This is a genomic window from Algibacter sp. R77976, from assembly GCF_044594645.1.
Lineage (GTDB): Bacteria > Bacteroidota > Bacteroidia > Flavobacteriales > Flavobacteriaceae > Algibacter_B.
Genome location: NZ_CP138989.1, coordinates 3093238 through 3109059 on the forward strand (window position 1 = coordinate 3093238; position 15822 = coordinate 3109059).

A 15822-nucleotide genomic window follows, 5' to 3' on the forward strand; every position below is an offset into this window, starting at 1 on the left:
ATACGGTATTGAAAACACTAAAATTCCCAACAGCACAAACCATATTAATAATTATTGCAGGATTAGTAGCTATTTTAACTTGGTTTGTCCCTTCTGGAACATATGATACTTTAGCCTACGATAAAGTTGAAAATACATTCATAAAAAAAAATTCAGATAAAAGCACCACACTTCCGGCAACACAAGAAACGTTAAACAGTCTTGATATTAAAATCCCAGTAGAGAAATTTACAAATGGAGATATCTGGAAACCTATTGGCATACCTAATACGTACAAGCAAGTTGAAGCAAAACCTCAAGGCATCATTGCCTTTATAAAATCCCCAATAAAAGGTATTATTGAAGGCGCAGATATTATTTTTCTTGTTTTAATAATTGGCGGACTTATAGGTATTATTAATTACACCAATGCTTTTGATGCAGGTATATCATGGCTTGCCAAAACGCTAAAAGGTTACGAATACGTACTCATAATATTAGTAACCACCTTAATAGCAATTGGAGGCACAACCTTTGGCCTAGCCGAAGAAACCATAGCCTTCTACCCCATTCTTATTCCTATATTTTTAGCTGCAAAATATGATGCCATGGTACCATTAGCATGTATTTATATAGGTTCTTCTATCGGGTCAATGTGCTCAACTACAAATCCATTTAGTGCTATTATAGCATCTGATGCTGCAGGTATAAATTGGACAACAGGAATTACAGGGCGATTTATCATGCTAGGTTTAGGCACACTTATTTGTATCCTTTACATCATCAGGTATGCACAACGCGTAAAAAAAGACCCAACAAAATCTATTATTTACGATCAAAAAGAAGAAATAGAACAACATTTTGGCAGCACAACCAACGATTCCATAAAGTTAACAACGCGCTTACGTTTCATACTCATCATTTTCATTTCTTGCTTTATTGTTATGATTTATGGCGTATCGCAATTAGAATGGTGGTTTTTAGAAATGACAGTTGTTTTTCTAATAGGCGCCATTGCCATTGGTATTGTTGGCCGTATAAAAGAACACACCTTTGTAGATGTTTTTATAAAAGGCGCTGGAGAGTTATTGGGCGTGGCCATAATTATTGGAATTGCCAGAGGCATTACCATTATTATGAACGACGGACAAATTAGCGATACCCTATTATATTATGCCAGCAACGCAACAGATGGCATGAACAAAGGCGTATTTATAAATGCCATGTTATACATTTATGGCGGGCTGTCATTCTTTATTCCATCGTCTTCAGGAATGGCCGTATTAACCATGCCAATCATGTCGCCACTAGCAGATGGTGTTGGCATTGGAAGAGAAATGATTGTAAACGCCTACCAATACGGCATGGGTCTATTCGCTTTTATAAACCCAACAGGATTAATTCTAGCATCTTTAGCCATTGTAAAAGTAGGCTACAACAAATGGCTCAAATTTGTAATACCATTAGTCATTATTTTAACTGTTTTTACAATGCTTGTTTTAACAATCTCGGTTTATCTATAAAAAATAATTTGGGCGTTACGCCTCCTAAGGTCGTCGTCGGGCTATTCGTTACAAGTCCTCGCACCTCCTAAGTCGGGCTGTGGGCTATCCACTACTATCCCTAACGCGATTCGTACCACTATTTCAACTCTAAGAACTAAAACTGAGAGGTTTCAAAACCCTTTAACCTAAGTTCTATAATATTATAATTTAGATAAAAGCTGTAAAATTGAGTGATTTTTAATAGCGCAGCGAAAAAAATTATATCGAAATTAAGATTTTGTCCTTGTCAAAATAATTCTCGATACACTTCTCCTTTAGTCGAAGTACTCGAATTGACATTCAATATAAAAATAGAACTCAGCATTTAAGACAAAATTCTTACCATTAATTCTCTAAGTAAATCGCCTTGCGGAACAGCATTAGAGCCAACACCTTTGCTTCTTACATCAAACTCACGTAATGTAGAAATCACAGCACTAACCTTTCGCATCGGGAAGTTTCTAGCAGCCGTTATATAATCGTTAACAAAATATGGGTTTACTCTTAAAGCCGAAGCTACACTTCTAGGAGACTTATCTTTTAATCCATGAAAATGAAGCAATTGCGAGAAATAACCAAATAATAAAGCCACCGTAACCACCATAGGATTATCCTTTGGGTTATCAGCAAAATAAGTAACTATTTTATAAACCTTAAGTGAATTACGCTCGCCAATAGCTTTACGTAACTCAAAGTTGTTATAATCTTTACTAATCCCAATATTCTGTTCTATATGATCGGGAGAAATTTGAGTTCCTTCAGGTAATACAATCTGAAGTTTTTCTAACTCGTTATTAATTTTACTTAAATCGGTACCCAAAAACTCAACCAACATTTGCGCTGCTTTTGGCGAAATTGTATATTTTTTAGGAGAAAGCACCCGACGAATCCAATCGGCAACTTGGTTTTCATAAAGTTTTTTACTTTCATAAACTATCCCCGTTTTTTTAAGGGTTTTATAAAGCGCTTTACGTTTATCAATCTTTTTATACTTATAATTTACAACCAAAACTGTTGTTGGTTGTGGGTTTTCAGCATATTTAGCTAATTTCTCTATGGTGCGCGATAAATCTTGAGCCTCCTTTACAATAACCACTTGGTATTCGGCCATCATCGGGTAACGTTTAGCTTGCCCAACAACATCATCAATAGTTACATCTCTACCATACAAGACCATTTGGTTAAAACCGCGCTCTTCTTCAGCTAAAACAGTATCTTCAATAAAATCAGAGATTTTATCAATATAGTAAGCCTCCTCGCCCATTAAAAAATAAATAGGCTTCAGCTTTTTGTTTTTAATATCAGTAACTAATTGTTTGACTTCGTCCAAATCGGGATAAAAATTTCTTTAAAAATCACTTCAAGTGACATTATAATGATAAATTTGTGAGGTGCAGCAATTAAATTTCCACACATATAACTTCCGATTCAAAAATAGCGAAAATAAAGTTTCCATTTTTGATCCTATACGGAAAAAATTTATCGTTTTACAACCCGAAGAATGGGTGCGCCAACATTGCATTCATTTCCTAATGCAAGAAAAAGGCTATCCTAAATCTTTAATTAATGTTGAAAAAGAATTGATTATAAACGACTTAAAAAAACGATACGATATTGTAGTTTATAATTCAGACGGCAGCATACATCTTATTGTAGAATGTAAAGCACCAAAAATAAGCATCAAACAAAACACATTCGATCAAATTGCACGTTATAATTTAGAGTTAAATGCCACATTCCTGATGGTAACCAACGGATTAAATCATTATTATTGTCAAATGGATTTTGAAAACGAACGCTACCAGTTTTTAAAAGAAATCCCGGAGTTTAGTTCTCAGTAAGCAGTCTCAGTAAACAGTAGCATAAATTGTAAAAAAAGGTAAACAAAAAAAAAAAAATAAAAAGCACTAAATTAAATTTGAAACTAGCCATCGTCATACTTAATTGGAACGGAAAAAAACTCTTAGACCAGTTTTTACCATCGGTTATTCAACACTCGCAAGGTGCCGATATTTATGTGGCAGACAATGCCTCGACCGATGATTCTATAGCATTTATCAATTCCAATTACCCAACAATCACGGTCATTCAAAATAAAGAAAACGGTGGTTACGCCAAAGGTTATAACGATGCTTTAAAAACAGTAGAAGCCGATGTTTTCTGTCTATTAAACAGCGATGTAGAAGTTTCTCCAAATTGGCTAGAACCCGTTTTAGAAACCTTTAAAGCCAACCCAAAAACAGCCATTATTCAGCCCAAAATATTAGATTATAAAAACAAAGCCTATTTCGAATATGCTGGCGCAGCAGGTGGGTTTATAGATAAATATGGCTACCCGTATTGCAGAGGACGCATTTTTGAAACCATAGAAAAAGACGAAGGCCAATACAACGATACCACCGAAATTTTCTGGGCAACAGGCGCCTGTCTATTTATTAAAAGCAAATTATATAAAGACTTAAACGGTTTCGACGAACACTTTTTTGCTCACATGGAAGAAATCGATTTATGCTGGCGTGCAAAAAACCTTGGGCACTCCATTAAATACGTTGGCACATCTAAAGTGTATCATGTTGGTGGCGCCACACTTAACGAAACAAACCCTAAAAAAACCTATTTAAATTTCAGAAATAGCCTCATCACATTAACAAAAAATGCCAACGGGTTTGTACTAGGTAAACTATTTGTTAGGCTAATATTAGATGGTATTGCGGGTATTAAATTCTTATTTGCATTAAAACCCAAACACTTTATAGCCATTCTAAAAGCACACTTTAGTTATTACACGCATTTAAACCGTGTTTTAAAGCAAAGAAAAGCTACAAAAAACAAAATAAACTACTATTCTAGAACATCTATCGTGTTCGATTATTTCGTAACTAAAAAAAGAGATTACAAAAGTTTATAAGTCGTTAATAAAACACTTAATCTAAACCCACAAAGCATTAAAAAAATGCCCAATTTAATTTAGCGGCAAGCCTTAGCGTACATAAATCTCGATTATCACGTAAAAGTTTTGTTAAGAATGTTAAAAACGAGCGATTTTTACATATTTTTGTATAAATATTTAGAAAATTAATCCTTTAATTATAATCATGAAGAAAATTTTATTACTTAGCGCATCAGCAATGCTTTTACTAAGTTCTTGTGTATCAAAAAAATTGTTCACAGATCTTGAAGCAAAACAAAAAGAAACTCAAGATTTACTTAATTCTGCAACAGTAAAACTAAACTCATGTTTAGAAGACAGAGCTTCTGCTACTGCTCGTGTTGAGGCTATGAAAGATCAGTTAGACGATTTAAAAAAGAACAACAACGCTTTAATTAAAAGTTCTCAAGACTTAACAGAATTAACATCTAAAGGTGCAACAAACCTTGAAAAGTCTTTAGAAACTTTAAAAGAAAGAGATTTAAAAATAACACGTTTACAAGACGCTATTACCAGAAAAGATAGTGTAACATTAGCTTTAGTAACAAGCTTAAAACGCGAAGTTGGAATTAACGATCCAGATATTGAAGTAAACGTAGAAAAAGGTGTGGTGTTTATCTCTATTGCCGATAAATTATTATTCCAAAGCGGAAGCTACAATGTAACATCAAGAGCTAAAGAAGTATTAGCCAAAGTAGCTAAAGTAATTAATAGCAAGCCAGATTTCGAAGCTATGATAGAAGGTCATACAGACAGCCAATCATACAGTAAAGGTGTGTTAATAGATAACTGGGATTTAAGTGTAAAACGTTCTACATCTATTATTAGAGTATTACAAAGCTTAGATGTTAACCCAGGGCAGTTAATTGCTGCAGGTCGTAGTTCTTACGTGCCTTTAGCAGATAACCTTACGGCAGCAAACAGAGCAAAAAACAGACGTACACGTGTGGTTATCCTTCCAAAAATCGATCAGTTTTACGACATGATTGAAAAAGAAATGAAAAACCTTGAAGCTGGAGGAACTAACTAATTCAGTTTCCATATCATATTTAAAAGCTCAATCGAAAGGTTGGGCTTTTTTTATGGCGCCTGCCTACACCGGCTGGTAGGCTTAACGCGGGCTTAGTAAATCAACTTAAAATTTGTAATATCGTTTTGGGTATCAGAAAAGAAAAAACCGATGAGTAGTAAAAATAAATGATGCTACTAAAAAAACGTTAAAGCTTACTTAAATATACAAACAGAAAAGCACCTTACTTACGTAGCGCTCTCGTGGTTTTTAAACCAATGCCCGTGTCCGTATGATGCTTTAATATAAGGCTAAAATATATAATTCACGCTTAAATATCAGTTGTGATTTGATTTTAAATTGTATTTTTACGTGAGAATTTACAAGAATAAATTGTTGCAAGACTGCAACATAGCTGTTGTGAATTGATTTCAAATTGTATTTTTACGTGAGAATTCACAAGGCACTAGGTCAAAATATTTTCATCGGGGTGGTTGTGAATTGATTTCAAATTGTATTTTTACGTGAGAATTCACAAGTATGGTTATCAAGTTCGACTCTTAACCAGTGTTGTGAATTGATTTCAAATTGTATTTTTACGTGAGAATTCACAAGATAAGTTACGGGTTTTATTATTTAATAAGCGTTGTGAATTGATTTCAAATTGTATTTTTACGTGAGAATTCACAAGCGTTGGTATACGATGTTTTTAACTCCACTAGTTGTGAATTGATTTCAAATTGTATTTTTACGTGAGAATTCACAAGATCTCTAGCAGAATCAATCGTTATGCCTACGTTGTGAATTGATTTCAAATTGTATTTTTACGTGAGAATTCACAAGAAAAATCTTCTAGTAATGAATCGTTTGTTTGTTGTGAATTGATTTCAAATTGTATTTTTACGTGAGAATTCACAAGGTTTAATTAAAATGCAAAAACGACTAAGTAGTTGTGAATTGATTTCAAATTGTATTTTTACGTGAGAATTCACAAGCTTAATCTTTTTTAACACCTTAGAAACTACGTTGTGAATTGATTTCAAATTGTATTTTTACGTGAGAATTCACAAGTTTTAATTTATCTTCATGAACATCAGCCCAGTTGTGAATTGATTTCAAATTGTATTTTTACGTGAGAATTCACAAGGCCGTCTTGGTTTCTTTTAACGAGTCCGCTGTTGTGAATTGATTTCAAATTGTATTTTTACGTGAGAATTCACAAGGTATTTTTGAGTAACAGGTTTTAAAACGTTGTTGTGAATTGATTTCAAATTGTATTTTTACGTGAGAATTCACAAGAACCCAATTTCTAAAGCTTGGTTAGAGTTAGTTGTGAATTGATTTCAAATTGTATTTTTACGTGAGAATTCACAAGAAAAATGCAACGTTTTATATTAATGAATTAGTTGTGAATTGATTTCAAATTGTATTTTTACGTGAGAATTCACAAGAAAAATGCAACGTTTTATATTAATGAATTAGTTGTGAATTGATTTCAAATTGTATTTTTACGTGAGAATTCACAAGAGTATGATTATAAAGTAATTTTAATTGTATGTTGTGAATTGATTTCAAATTGTATTTTTACGTGAGAATTCACAAGATTTTCTACCAGAGTTAGGCGAGAAGTTTAGTTGTGAATTGATTTCAAATTGTATTTTTACGTGAGAATTCACAAGGGTATCGTTATTATAATTATCTGTGGCGGTGTTGTGAATTGATTTCAAATTGTATTTTTACGTGAGAATTCACAAGTATTTTGGTGCCGATAGTTTAAGTCATTTAGTTGTGAATTGATTTCAAATTGTATTTTTACGTGAGAATTCACAAGTGCACCATGATTTATAATATGAAGCATGGTGTTGTGAATTGATTTCAAATTGTATTTTTACGTGAGAATTCACAAGATTTACCAATAGCTTCGGTGTATTTATCTAGTTGTGAATTGATTTCAAATTGTATTTTTACGTGAGAATTCACAAGTTTGTTTTTTATCGGCTAAAGTTATACCACGTTGTGAATTGATTTCAAATTGTATTTTTACGTGAGAATTCACAAGTGCTAAAATATATTGCTGTTTTTTATTGCAGTTGTGAATTGATTTCAAATTGTATTTTTACGTGAGAATTCACAAGTTAATGTTATAACAACTGTAAGTACTAATTGTTGTGAATTGATTTCAAATTGTATTTTTACGTGAGAATTCACAAGCGTTGGTATACGATGTTTTTAACTCCACTAGTTGTGAATTGATTTCAAATTGTATTTTTACGTGAGAATTCACAAGAAATTGACGCATCACGTTTTGCGGAACCATGTTGTGAATTGATTTCAAATTGTATTTTTACGTGAGAATTCACAAGTGAATAAACAAAAGTATAATGGCAAATTCAGTTGTGAATTGATTTCAAATTGTATTTTTACGTGAGAATTCACAAGTATAGAATTTTAAATCATAACCTGTGGAAAGTTGTGAATTGATTTCAAATTGTATTTTTACGTGAGAATTCACAAGCTAATGCTATTGGTGTTTTAGTCCAGTCGCGTTGTGAATTGATTTCAAATTGTATTTTTACGTGAGAATTCACAAGGAATATATACGGAAGAAACAGAGAGTGCGCGTTGTGAATTGATTTCAAATTGTATTTTTACGTGAGAATTCACAAGTAAATTTAATCTCGCTAAAGAAGTAAGCAGGTTGTGAATTGATTTCAAATTGTATTTTTACGTGAGAATTCACAAGATTAATAACTCATACAGGCACACCATACTAGTTGTGAATTGATTTCAAATTGTATTTTTACGTGAGAATTCACAAGGTCAATCCCGATTTATTGAGTAAAACCAATACATCGGGATTCCTTTTTTGAAACCAAAAATTGCAACAAACTTATTCTACAAAATCATTTAAACCTCTAATTTCAATTCCTAACGATTAAAATAGTTGAAGTTGTTGAGTAGGCTGAGGCATATCTACTTCTTTTAAACCATGGAATAACTCCATATTACCAAATTGTTTATCGGTTATTTCTAAAATACACACTTTGCCGTGTTTGGGCAAACTTCGCTTTACTCGTTTTGTATGTACTTTTGCATTTTCTCTGCTTGGGCAATGTCGCAAATAAATGGAAAACTGAAACATTGTAAATCCGTCATCTAGCAATTTTTTTCGAAACTGGCTAGCCGCTTTTCGTTCTTTTTTAGTTTCCGTTGGCAAATCAAAAAACACAAGTACCCACATAATTCTATAAGCATTATAACGGTTTTCGGTTAACATATTTATGTTGTTAATCTAACACAGGATATTTTATTTGTCTTAATTCGCCTGTATAACATTTATAGAGGCTAGCGGTGGTAGTCGTAACGGCTACCATCAAAGGTCTTATTACACCTTCTATTTTAACATCTTGAGTGGCTATTGTTAAAATATGAGCTTTTATCTCTCTAGTTAATTCTTCCTGAATGCCATGCATTGAAACGTAATTAAAAACCAATTTATCAATAAAAGGTCGGTACGGCTCCATAATATCATCGGCCAAACAGTAAGGGTTGTATTTGTTTCGATGATAAATACCCAAAACTGGCAACAAGCCACTACTAACCAAAGCTCTAGCCACGATACTTCGCAAAATAGCATACCCAAAATTCAGCAAATTATTAGGTTCTGCTCCAAAACGACTTCTCGAAAAATCATTAAATAGATGTCTCCAATAATACTGTGCTGCCATGCCTTCTCTATTTGTTGCGTCGCCACTTTTAACCTCTAAACTATAAGTCAATAATGGTTCGGATGCTTTGCTGCTTAAATCTAAAAGCGATTTTTGATTTCTAATTTTTTGCTCAACAGTTTGCTTCCACAATTGCTTTTTTAAAGGCTCAGATACTTTAAGTTGACTTTTAATTCTTTCTGAATATTCTGAGTGCCCATACAAAGGCAACATTAAACCTAAAGGCAAATGGTGCGCATCACAATTTACAACAGCCACATTATTGCCCTGCAAACGAATTAATAATTGATTGCTAATGGTTATTTGAAAATGGTCTAAAACCAACAACGCCATATCTTCAATAGGAACTCTCCCCTTAATAGTTTTAGATTCAACATCCTCAACTAGCATTTGGTTTTGTTTAATTTTCAAATATGAAGAATTACCTATGTATATGGTTTTTTTAATCATAGTTCAAACTTAATATTCCCCAACATGGACTATTTCTCCTAAATGATTAAGACGAATTTTCACTAAATTTCTTAATGGCTCTGTGCTTTGAATAAAATTATAGGTTATTTGGGACAATTTCTTTTTGGTTTTCAAAATTTCATTTGTAACAACTTTTGTTTCTAAATGATGACAAAACATATAATTCTTAGTAGCAATTTTTTGAACTCTAAACAAATGAGGACTAATCAAGGTATAATTAGCTTTATCCAATAAATCAATTTCATTAATACTGAAATCATCAGAAGGAAAAACAAACATTTCATTTTGTTTCATTGTAAACAAAAACTCCCACCCTTTTTCTTTATTATATTCCTTATCAATAATTGAGACATCGGCATTAACGTTAGCTACTGCTTCATAAAAAGGAACTACCTTTTCTTGTAATTTACCATTTGAATCTTTATAAATAGCAACGTGATGATTATTTCCTGTACTCACAAAATCAGCAGGTACTTGTTCTCCTTTTTCATTTAAAAAATCTTTACCCAAATGGTCTTTTTTATGATGCAAAGTTTCAACATTACTAACACCAGAAATCGCTACTCTTTTAATTTGTAAACCTTTTTCTTTATTTAACCATATTGGGTTTTTATCTAAATCTGAAAAGGCTTCTTTTGCTTTACCACCAAATGCTTTCAATCGGTTTTCTAAAATTTCTTTAACCTTTAAATCTTGAATTTTTTGTAAACTTTTTAAATCTTTAAAATTATCAGGATTTATAGGTTTTCTAATGGTGAAAATAGTTTCGAAATATTGAGTTTTTACTTCTATTGGTATCATTTTCCCATTTTCTAATAAAACTGGGTTTTTAGTCACACTATTTTTACCAGAAAATGCTTTTTTAGGGTCTCCATTATGTTCTTCTAACCGTTTTAATAATGCTGCCCTATACAATGGTTTAGTAACTTGATTTATTTTATCTAAAGTAAATTTTGCAGATATTTTTTCGGTTTTCACTACGGCTTTTTTTCTACCAGCATAAACGGTTTCTTTATGTAATTGCCCTCGTGGAGTAAGCTGAACAACAGTTTTATAGCCATTTTTAGTTTTAATTATATTCTTGTTTTTTGTAACGACTTTGTTTTTTGCTTTAAACGATACTAAAATCGATTCGATATGTTCTTTGGCTTCTTCCCTAAAATAAGGCATTGGAGGAACAAACTTTCGTTTTTTACGTCCTTCGTCTCGTCCATACATTTTTGTTATTTTATTTCTTACGGCAAAAAGCTCATTATTCTTCTCATTTCTTGATGCATTTAAATGATTTAAATAATTAACATGGTTGTATGTGGTAAAAGCAACGGTTAAAGCATCCATGGCATGATGACGATGGTCGTTACGTTTTGTCCAATCAATAATTTGTTCGATTTTTTTACCATTTTTTCGTTCTTGAATTTCGGTTAATCCTAATGCTTTGTATTTAGGGAGATTTAACTCTTTCATTACATTAATTAAATCCCAATCTTCTCGAAGCTTATCGGTAATGCTTCCCGTTGTAGTATTTACCGTTCTAAAAACCTCTAGCAACAATTGCTTTGCCTTCTTTGCTATATATTGACTGTTTCTTAAATCGCGTTCTATAAAGCCATCGGGCAATTCGCTTTCTTTCATTAATAGCTTATTATACTTAGCTCTACCAATAGCTTTTGCATCATATAATGCTTTTACTCGTGCCTGATAATTTTCTAAATCTGAAGCATAATTGTTTTCAATAAAATCAAAAGCAGTAGAATCTCCTTTATCTTTATTTGGCGTACTAAATGCTAATGTTTTGTTTGAAAACGAATCATCGAATAGTTTTGCCTTAGGAATAATATGTTCTATTTCAATTTGAGATGAAAAAAGCTGCTCTTTTCGTATAAATTTATTTGTATAAAGACTTTTATAACCATTTGTGCTTAACTCCTCATAAAGTTTATAACGAATAATATCATTTCTAGAGGCGTTTTTAATACCAAAATCTTTAGCTAAAATTTTTCGAATATCCTCATGCAGTTTTTTTCCAGCATTTACATAAGTTGTAGTTTCTGCTCTTTCCTTAGCAGATTTTTTTAACTCTCGTGCTAATTCTATTCTAACCTCGTCAGGTTTCCCGTAAGTTTCTATCACTTGATTAATTACATTAATCATTTGATTTAAAATTTTCTCTACAACAGGATTTCTTAAACTATTTTTAGGAAGCAATTCTAAAGTGTCTTTTAAAATTCTTGTTTTAGCTTCTTCTTTTGTTAAGTGATGAGAGTGTCTATATCCTGCTAATTTGCAAGCTTCAGAAAACTCATGACCTTCTTTTAAAAATGGTAATATTTTTTTAACAGCTTTTGCACTTAAACTTCCATAATCTTGAGGAAAAGAAACTCCAGCCAACATATCTCCGTATTCTTTTTTAAAACCATATTTGTTAAAAAGATTCTTTTTTAATGACGTATTCGAATTGCCAAACAATAATACATCTTCCTCTTTTAACTTCACATCATCCTCGGTTGCATATAATAAATGCCAAAGTTGATAGCTTAATTGTTTGTCAAAATTATTTCCATCAATAGCACTTTCAAAGTCCAAAACCTCCGCTTTAATACCTATTATTGGAAATATATTTTTTAATTCATCCTTTATTTCTTTAGCAGTTTTTTTAGCCCAATCAAATCCATAACCTTCGTTTTCCGCAATGTTTTGATATACATTATATAAAGCTTTATTAGTAGAATTGCCTTCTAAACCTTCTTTATAATTTAAAGTCCAAAGTTTTTTAGGTAATTCCATCAACTTTAAAACTTCATCGGTTTTTAAATTCCCTCGTAGATTTAATTCTTCAAAAAGCAATGTTTTATCATCTTCATTTAAAATTTTAATTGCTTTAGTTTCTTTGTTTTTAAATTGTACATTATTTAAAACTTGCCATATTTTGAACTCTTGAAATAACGGGGAAGATTTAGGAAGCACTTTATGTTGCTTTTCAAATTCGCAAATAGAAATAAGGTGCTTTTGTGATTTTAATTTACGCTGATAAAAGATGACAATATCTCTAATTTCATCTTTTAATTTATTTGTTAATTCTGGATGAAATTTTGCTTGCTTTTCCCAAATTTCTTCAAATTCATTTAAATAATCTTGTCTATAAAATACTTGGTTTTTTAAACTAGTATGTGGATTTTTTTGAATTTGATTATATAAATTCTCACCAACAGTTTCTTTATTAAAAAACAACTCTTTACTCCTATCACTAATAGCTCCTAAATAACCACTAGAGTTATTTAAATTGTTATTAATCTCAACTAAAACATAAGCAACTTCAGGTAATTCTAACTTTTTTGAAAGTGCGGATACTCGCCATTTATAATGTTGTAGTTTTACTGCATCTCGTTTCCCTTTATTTTCAGCAGTATAAATTTCATGTATTGCTAAAAATCGTTTTCTAGTATTTTGTTGTCCTTGTCCATCTAACGCTTTATAAAACTCATCCGTAAAAACCTTTGGATAAAATTGCTTTTGGTATTCCCAAATAGCATCAAATTCTGCTCTTAAATCTGAGCGATAGAAATCAGGAATAAACTTTTTACCTTTTTCTAGTAATTCTAAAACTAACTGTCCTGGTGTAATTTTGCGGTCATACATTTCTTTGGCAACTGCCATCCCATCAATTAAACTTCCTTCCTCTTCATTTTTAGCTTTTCTACTGCTTTTATAACCTCTTTTTTTATTAATAGCCAAAAGTACCCTTGCAAAAGCCTCTAAATCAATTTTTTCTTTTACAGCTTTTGCTCTAAATGCTAAAGTTTCAAACGTTGAAGAATTGCCTGTTTCTGCTAGAAGCGTTTGTTTATCAATAAAGTTTTCTTTTAAAAGTAATTCAATTAAATTTTTTCTTCTAAGTTTAAATCGATGCAGATTACGTCTTGCTCCTCGTTTTAATGTTCTATCGGCATTTATTGAAAGTGGTCTTCCTTTTTCAAAATCAGTTTTTTCATCAACAGATAACGGATTTACACGAACACCAAGTTTTATAATTTCAGAAGTTTCCTCTTCATTCTCCGCTTCTTTAACCAACGCCCAACCTATAGATGCGGTTCCTAAATCTAAACCTAATACTTTTTTCATATATTATTTTATGTTTTCTTTAATACTTTAAAATTGCTAATTATTTAAGTTTTTAATTTACTGAAACCCGTAATTTCAATTAAAAACATTTTGTTATATTGCAGTACAATTTGAAATCAATTCACAATAAGGATTATTCCGTTGTGAAAACATTCAAAGCGGTTCTCACGAATCGCTTTTTTTAATTGTTGCTTTTTGTGCTATAAATTCTTAGAGAGAATCTAAAAATAATGAAATTATGTGATTTTTAACCAGCACATAAAGAAAATTCTTAATCAAAAACAAGACTAAGAATTATTTGTAAACTTATTATTGGATTAATTAAAAAATGTAACTTTTTTTAGGATGATACGAGTGAATAATTAGCTCAATTTATTTTACAATCGATAAATTTCATTAAAACGGAAACCTATCTTTGTATTAACCGAACCCATACAAAATTAAAATAACGTTCAATTTTAAAACCAAGTAGCAAACGAACCCGCGTTAGGCCTGCCTGCCGGCAGGCAGGGATTGAACGGCATGTTTGAAATCCCCGACGCAGGAGGGATTGAGTAGTGAAAGCCCGACCCTTGTGGTAACGCCCAACTTCTCGATACAATTCCTCATACTTCAGAATTACTCGAAGTGGAATTCAAAAACTAACTCACCCACTTCATCATTAAAGCACAGGCAAAGGCCGCATACGTGCCTAAAGCATAGCCTAATACCGCTAACAATACACCCACAGGCGCTAACGACGGATGAAAAGCACCAGCCACAACGGGTGCAGAAGCTGCACCACCAATATTGGCTTTAGAGCCTACTGCCAAAAAGAAATAGGGTGCTTTTATAATTTTAGCGACTATAAAGAGTAAGCCTACATGAATGATCATCCAGACAAAGCCAATGGCAAATAAACTTATGTTTTCTACAATGGCATTTAAATTCATTTTCATACCTATGGATGCTACTAAAATGTAAATAAAAACAGTCCCAATTTTACTTGCGCCTGCGCCTTCGTAACTTTTTATTTTTGTAAACGATAGGATGATGCCAATGGTTGTAGCTGTGATAATTAACCAGAAAAAGGAGCTTCCTAATCCGAAATCGACCAGTAAGGGTGCGTTTTCTTTTATCCAAACCCCGAGGTTATCGCCTACTATATGCCCTATTGAAGTGACTCCGAAACCTATACCTAAAAGAATTATTAAGTCGTTAAAAGAAGGCACTCTAGCGGTATCTAAAGTAAATTTTTCCATTTTGTTTTTAAGTGCTGTAATGGACGAATTATCGGCTTTGAAGTAGTTATCTATTTTATCTGATTTGGCAACGCCAAGTAACAAAAATGCCATCCAGACTTCGGCAACCAAAACATCTACTACGGCCATGATACTAAACAGGCTATCGCTTACCTCCCATTGCTCTTTCATGGCTAGTTGATTGGCGCCGCCGCCAATCCAACTTCCGGCAACGGTTGATAAGCCTTTCCATAACTCGGTGCCTTCTACCTCTATTAAAATATCTGGTGCTACATAATTAAAAAACAAAATAGCCAAAGGACCACCAATCATAACACCAACTGTAGCCGTTAAAAACATAATTAATGCTTTTGAGCCTAATTTAAAAACGCCTTTTAAATCGATACTCATGGTTAAAAGTACTAAGGATGCTGGTAATAAAAAGCGTGAAGCCATATAATACAATTTGCTTCCGCCGATAAACTGTGAATATGAAGCCGCTTCTATATTGTGAGCAACTATATATTCCTTTAACGTATTTAAATTGGTGACTCCTTCTAAATTTCCGTATACGGATTGTAAATGTTGTATGGTTGCCGAAACATCTATCCATTTATCTGCTATTAACCCCACGGAACTCAATACAGACGGTATAAAATAGCATAATAAAAGCGCTGGAACTATTTTGTAAAATTTTGAAAACTGTGGTAAACTAGATGAATAAAATATGAGTGCTAGCGTTACAGCTAAAACACCAAAGATTATGGTGTCGTTTGCAAATAAAGGGATATCACTACTAATTTCTGATATGTTCATGTTTTGG

At 32.3% G+C, this 15822-nt stretch carries 9 protein-coding genes and 1 CRISPR repeat array; of the genes, 4 read left to right on the plus strand and 5 right to left on the minus strand.

What is annotated here, in order from left to right; genetic code table 11:
* Positions 1 to 8: 8 nt before the first annotated feature.
* Positions 9 to 1502, plus strand: coding sequence for a YfcC family protein (locus tag SJY43_RS13245; protein WP_396601224.1), 1494 nt, complete (start codon positions 9 to 11; stop codon positions 1500 to 1502).
* 346 nt (positions 1503 to 1848) lie between these two features.
* On the opposite strand, the gene holA is transcribed toward SJY43_RS13245, so the two are convergent.
* Positions 1849 to 2853 carry a DNA polymerase III subunit delta gene (gene holA, locus SJY43_RS13250; protein WP_396601225.1) on the minus strand — a complete coding sequence of 335 codons (1005 nt, stop codon included), beginning with the start codon at positions 2851 to 2853 and terminating at the stop codon, positions 1849 to 1851.
* A gap of 61 nt (positions 2854 to 2914) precedes the next feature.
* Here holA and SJY43_RS13255 point away from each other — a divergent pair, with 61 nt between their 5' ends.
* The 3 genes from SJY43_RS13255 (at position 2915) to SJY43_RS13265 (ending at position 5482) form a co-directional block, all read left to right on the plus strand.
* A complete protein-coding gene (locus tag SJY43_RS13255) occupies positions 2915 to 3364 on the plus strand; it encodes a type I restriction enzyme HsdR N-terminal domain-containing protein (RefSeq protein WP_396601226.1) in 450 nt (149 codons plus the stop codon).
* A gap of 77 nt (positions 3365 to 3441) precedes the next feature.
* Positions 3442 to 4431: a glycosyltransferase family 2 protein gene (locus tag SJY43_RS13260; protein WP_396601227.1), complete on the plus strand. Its 990-nt coding sequence runs from the start codon at positions 3442 to 3444 to the stop codon at positions 4429 to 4431.
* A 187-nt stretch (positions 4432 to 4618) separates the two neighbouring features.
* The gene (locus SJY43_RS13265; protein ID WP_396601228.1) at positions 4619 to 5482 is read left to right on the plus strand and encodes a flagellar motor protein MotB; all 864 of its coding nucleotides are present in this window, start codon (positions 4619 to 4621) and stop codon (positions 5480 to 5482) included.
* A gap of 320 nt (positions 5483 to 5802) precedes the next feature.
* Positions 5803 to 8280: a CRISPR direct-repeat array (repeat unit 46 nt; unit sequence GTTGTGAATTGATTTCAAATTGTATTTTTACGTGAGAATTCACAAG).
* Positions 8281 to 8396: 116 nt separating this feature from the next.
* Here the strand turns inward: SJY43_RS13265 and cas2 are convergent.
* The 4 genes from cas2 to SJY43_RS13285 form a co-directional block, all read right to left on the minus strand.
* A complete protein-coding gene (gene cas2 / locus SJY43_RS13270) occupies positions 8397 to 8738 on the minus strand; it encodes a CRISPR-associated endonuclease Cas2 (RefSeq protein ID WP_396601229.1) in 342 nt (113 codons plus the stop codon).
* 10 nt (positions 8739 to 8748) lie between these two features.
* A complete protein-coding gene (cas1, locus tag SJY43_RS13275) occupies positions 8749 to 9639 on the minus strand; it encodes a type II CRISPR-associated endonuclease Cas1 (protein WP_396601230.1) in 891 nt (296 codons plus the stop codon).
* Positions 9640 to 9648: 9 nt separating this feature from the next.
* The gene (cas9, locus tag SJY43_RS13280; protein WP_396601231.1) at positions 9649 to 13779 is read right to left on the minus strand and encodes a type II CRISPR RNA-guided endonuclease Cas9; all 4131 of its coding nucleotides are present in this window, start codon (positions 13777 to 13779) and stop codon (positions 9649 to 9651) included.
* 641 nt (positions 13780 to 14420) lie between these two features.
* On the minus strand, positions 14421 to 15815 hold the full coding sequence (locus tag SJY43_RS13285) for a DUF819 domain-containing protein (protein ID WP_396601232.1): 1395 nt from the start codon (positions 15813 to 15815) through the stop codon (positions 14421 to 14423).
* Between the last annotated feature and the right edge of the window lie 7 nt (positions 15816 to 15822).

What these genes read in the sequence shown, in the direction of transcription:
- SJY43_RS13265 (WP_396601228.1), top strand. Translation starts at nt 4,619, where the DNA reads ATGAAGAAAATTTTATTACTTAGCGCATCAGCAATGCTTTTACTAAGT.
- cas2 (WP_396601229.1), bottom strand. Translation starts at nt 8,738, where the DNA reads ATGTTAACCGAAAACCGTTATAATGCTTATAGAATTATGTGGGTACTT.
- cas1 (WP_396601230.1), bottom strand. Translation starts at nt 9,639, where the DNA reads ATGATTAAAAAAACCATATACATAGGTAATTCTTCATATTTGAAAATT.
- cas9 (WP_396601231.1), bottom strand. Translation starts at nt 13,779, where the DNA reads ATGAAAAAAGTATTAGGTTTAGATTTAGGAACCGCATCTATAGGTTGG.
- SJY43_RS13285 (WP_396601232.1), bottom strand. Translation starts at nt 15,815, where the DNA reads ATGAACATATCAGAAATTAGTAGTGATATCCCTTTATTTGCAAACGAC.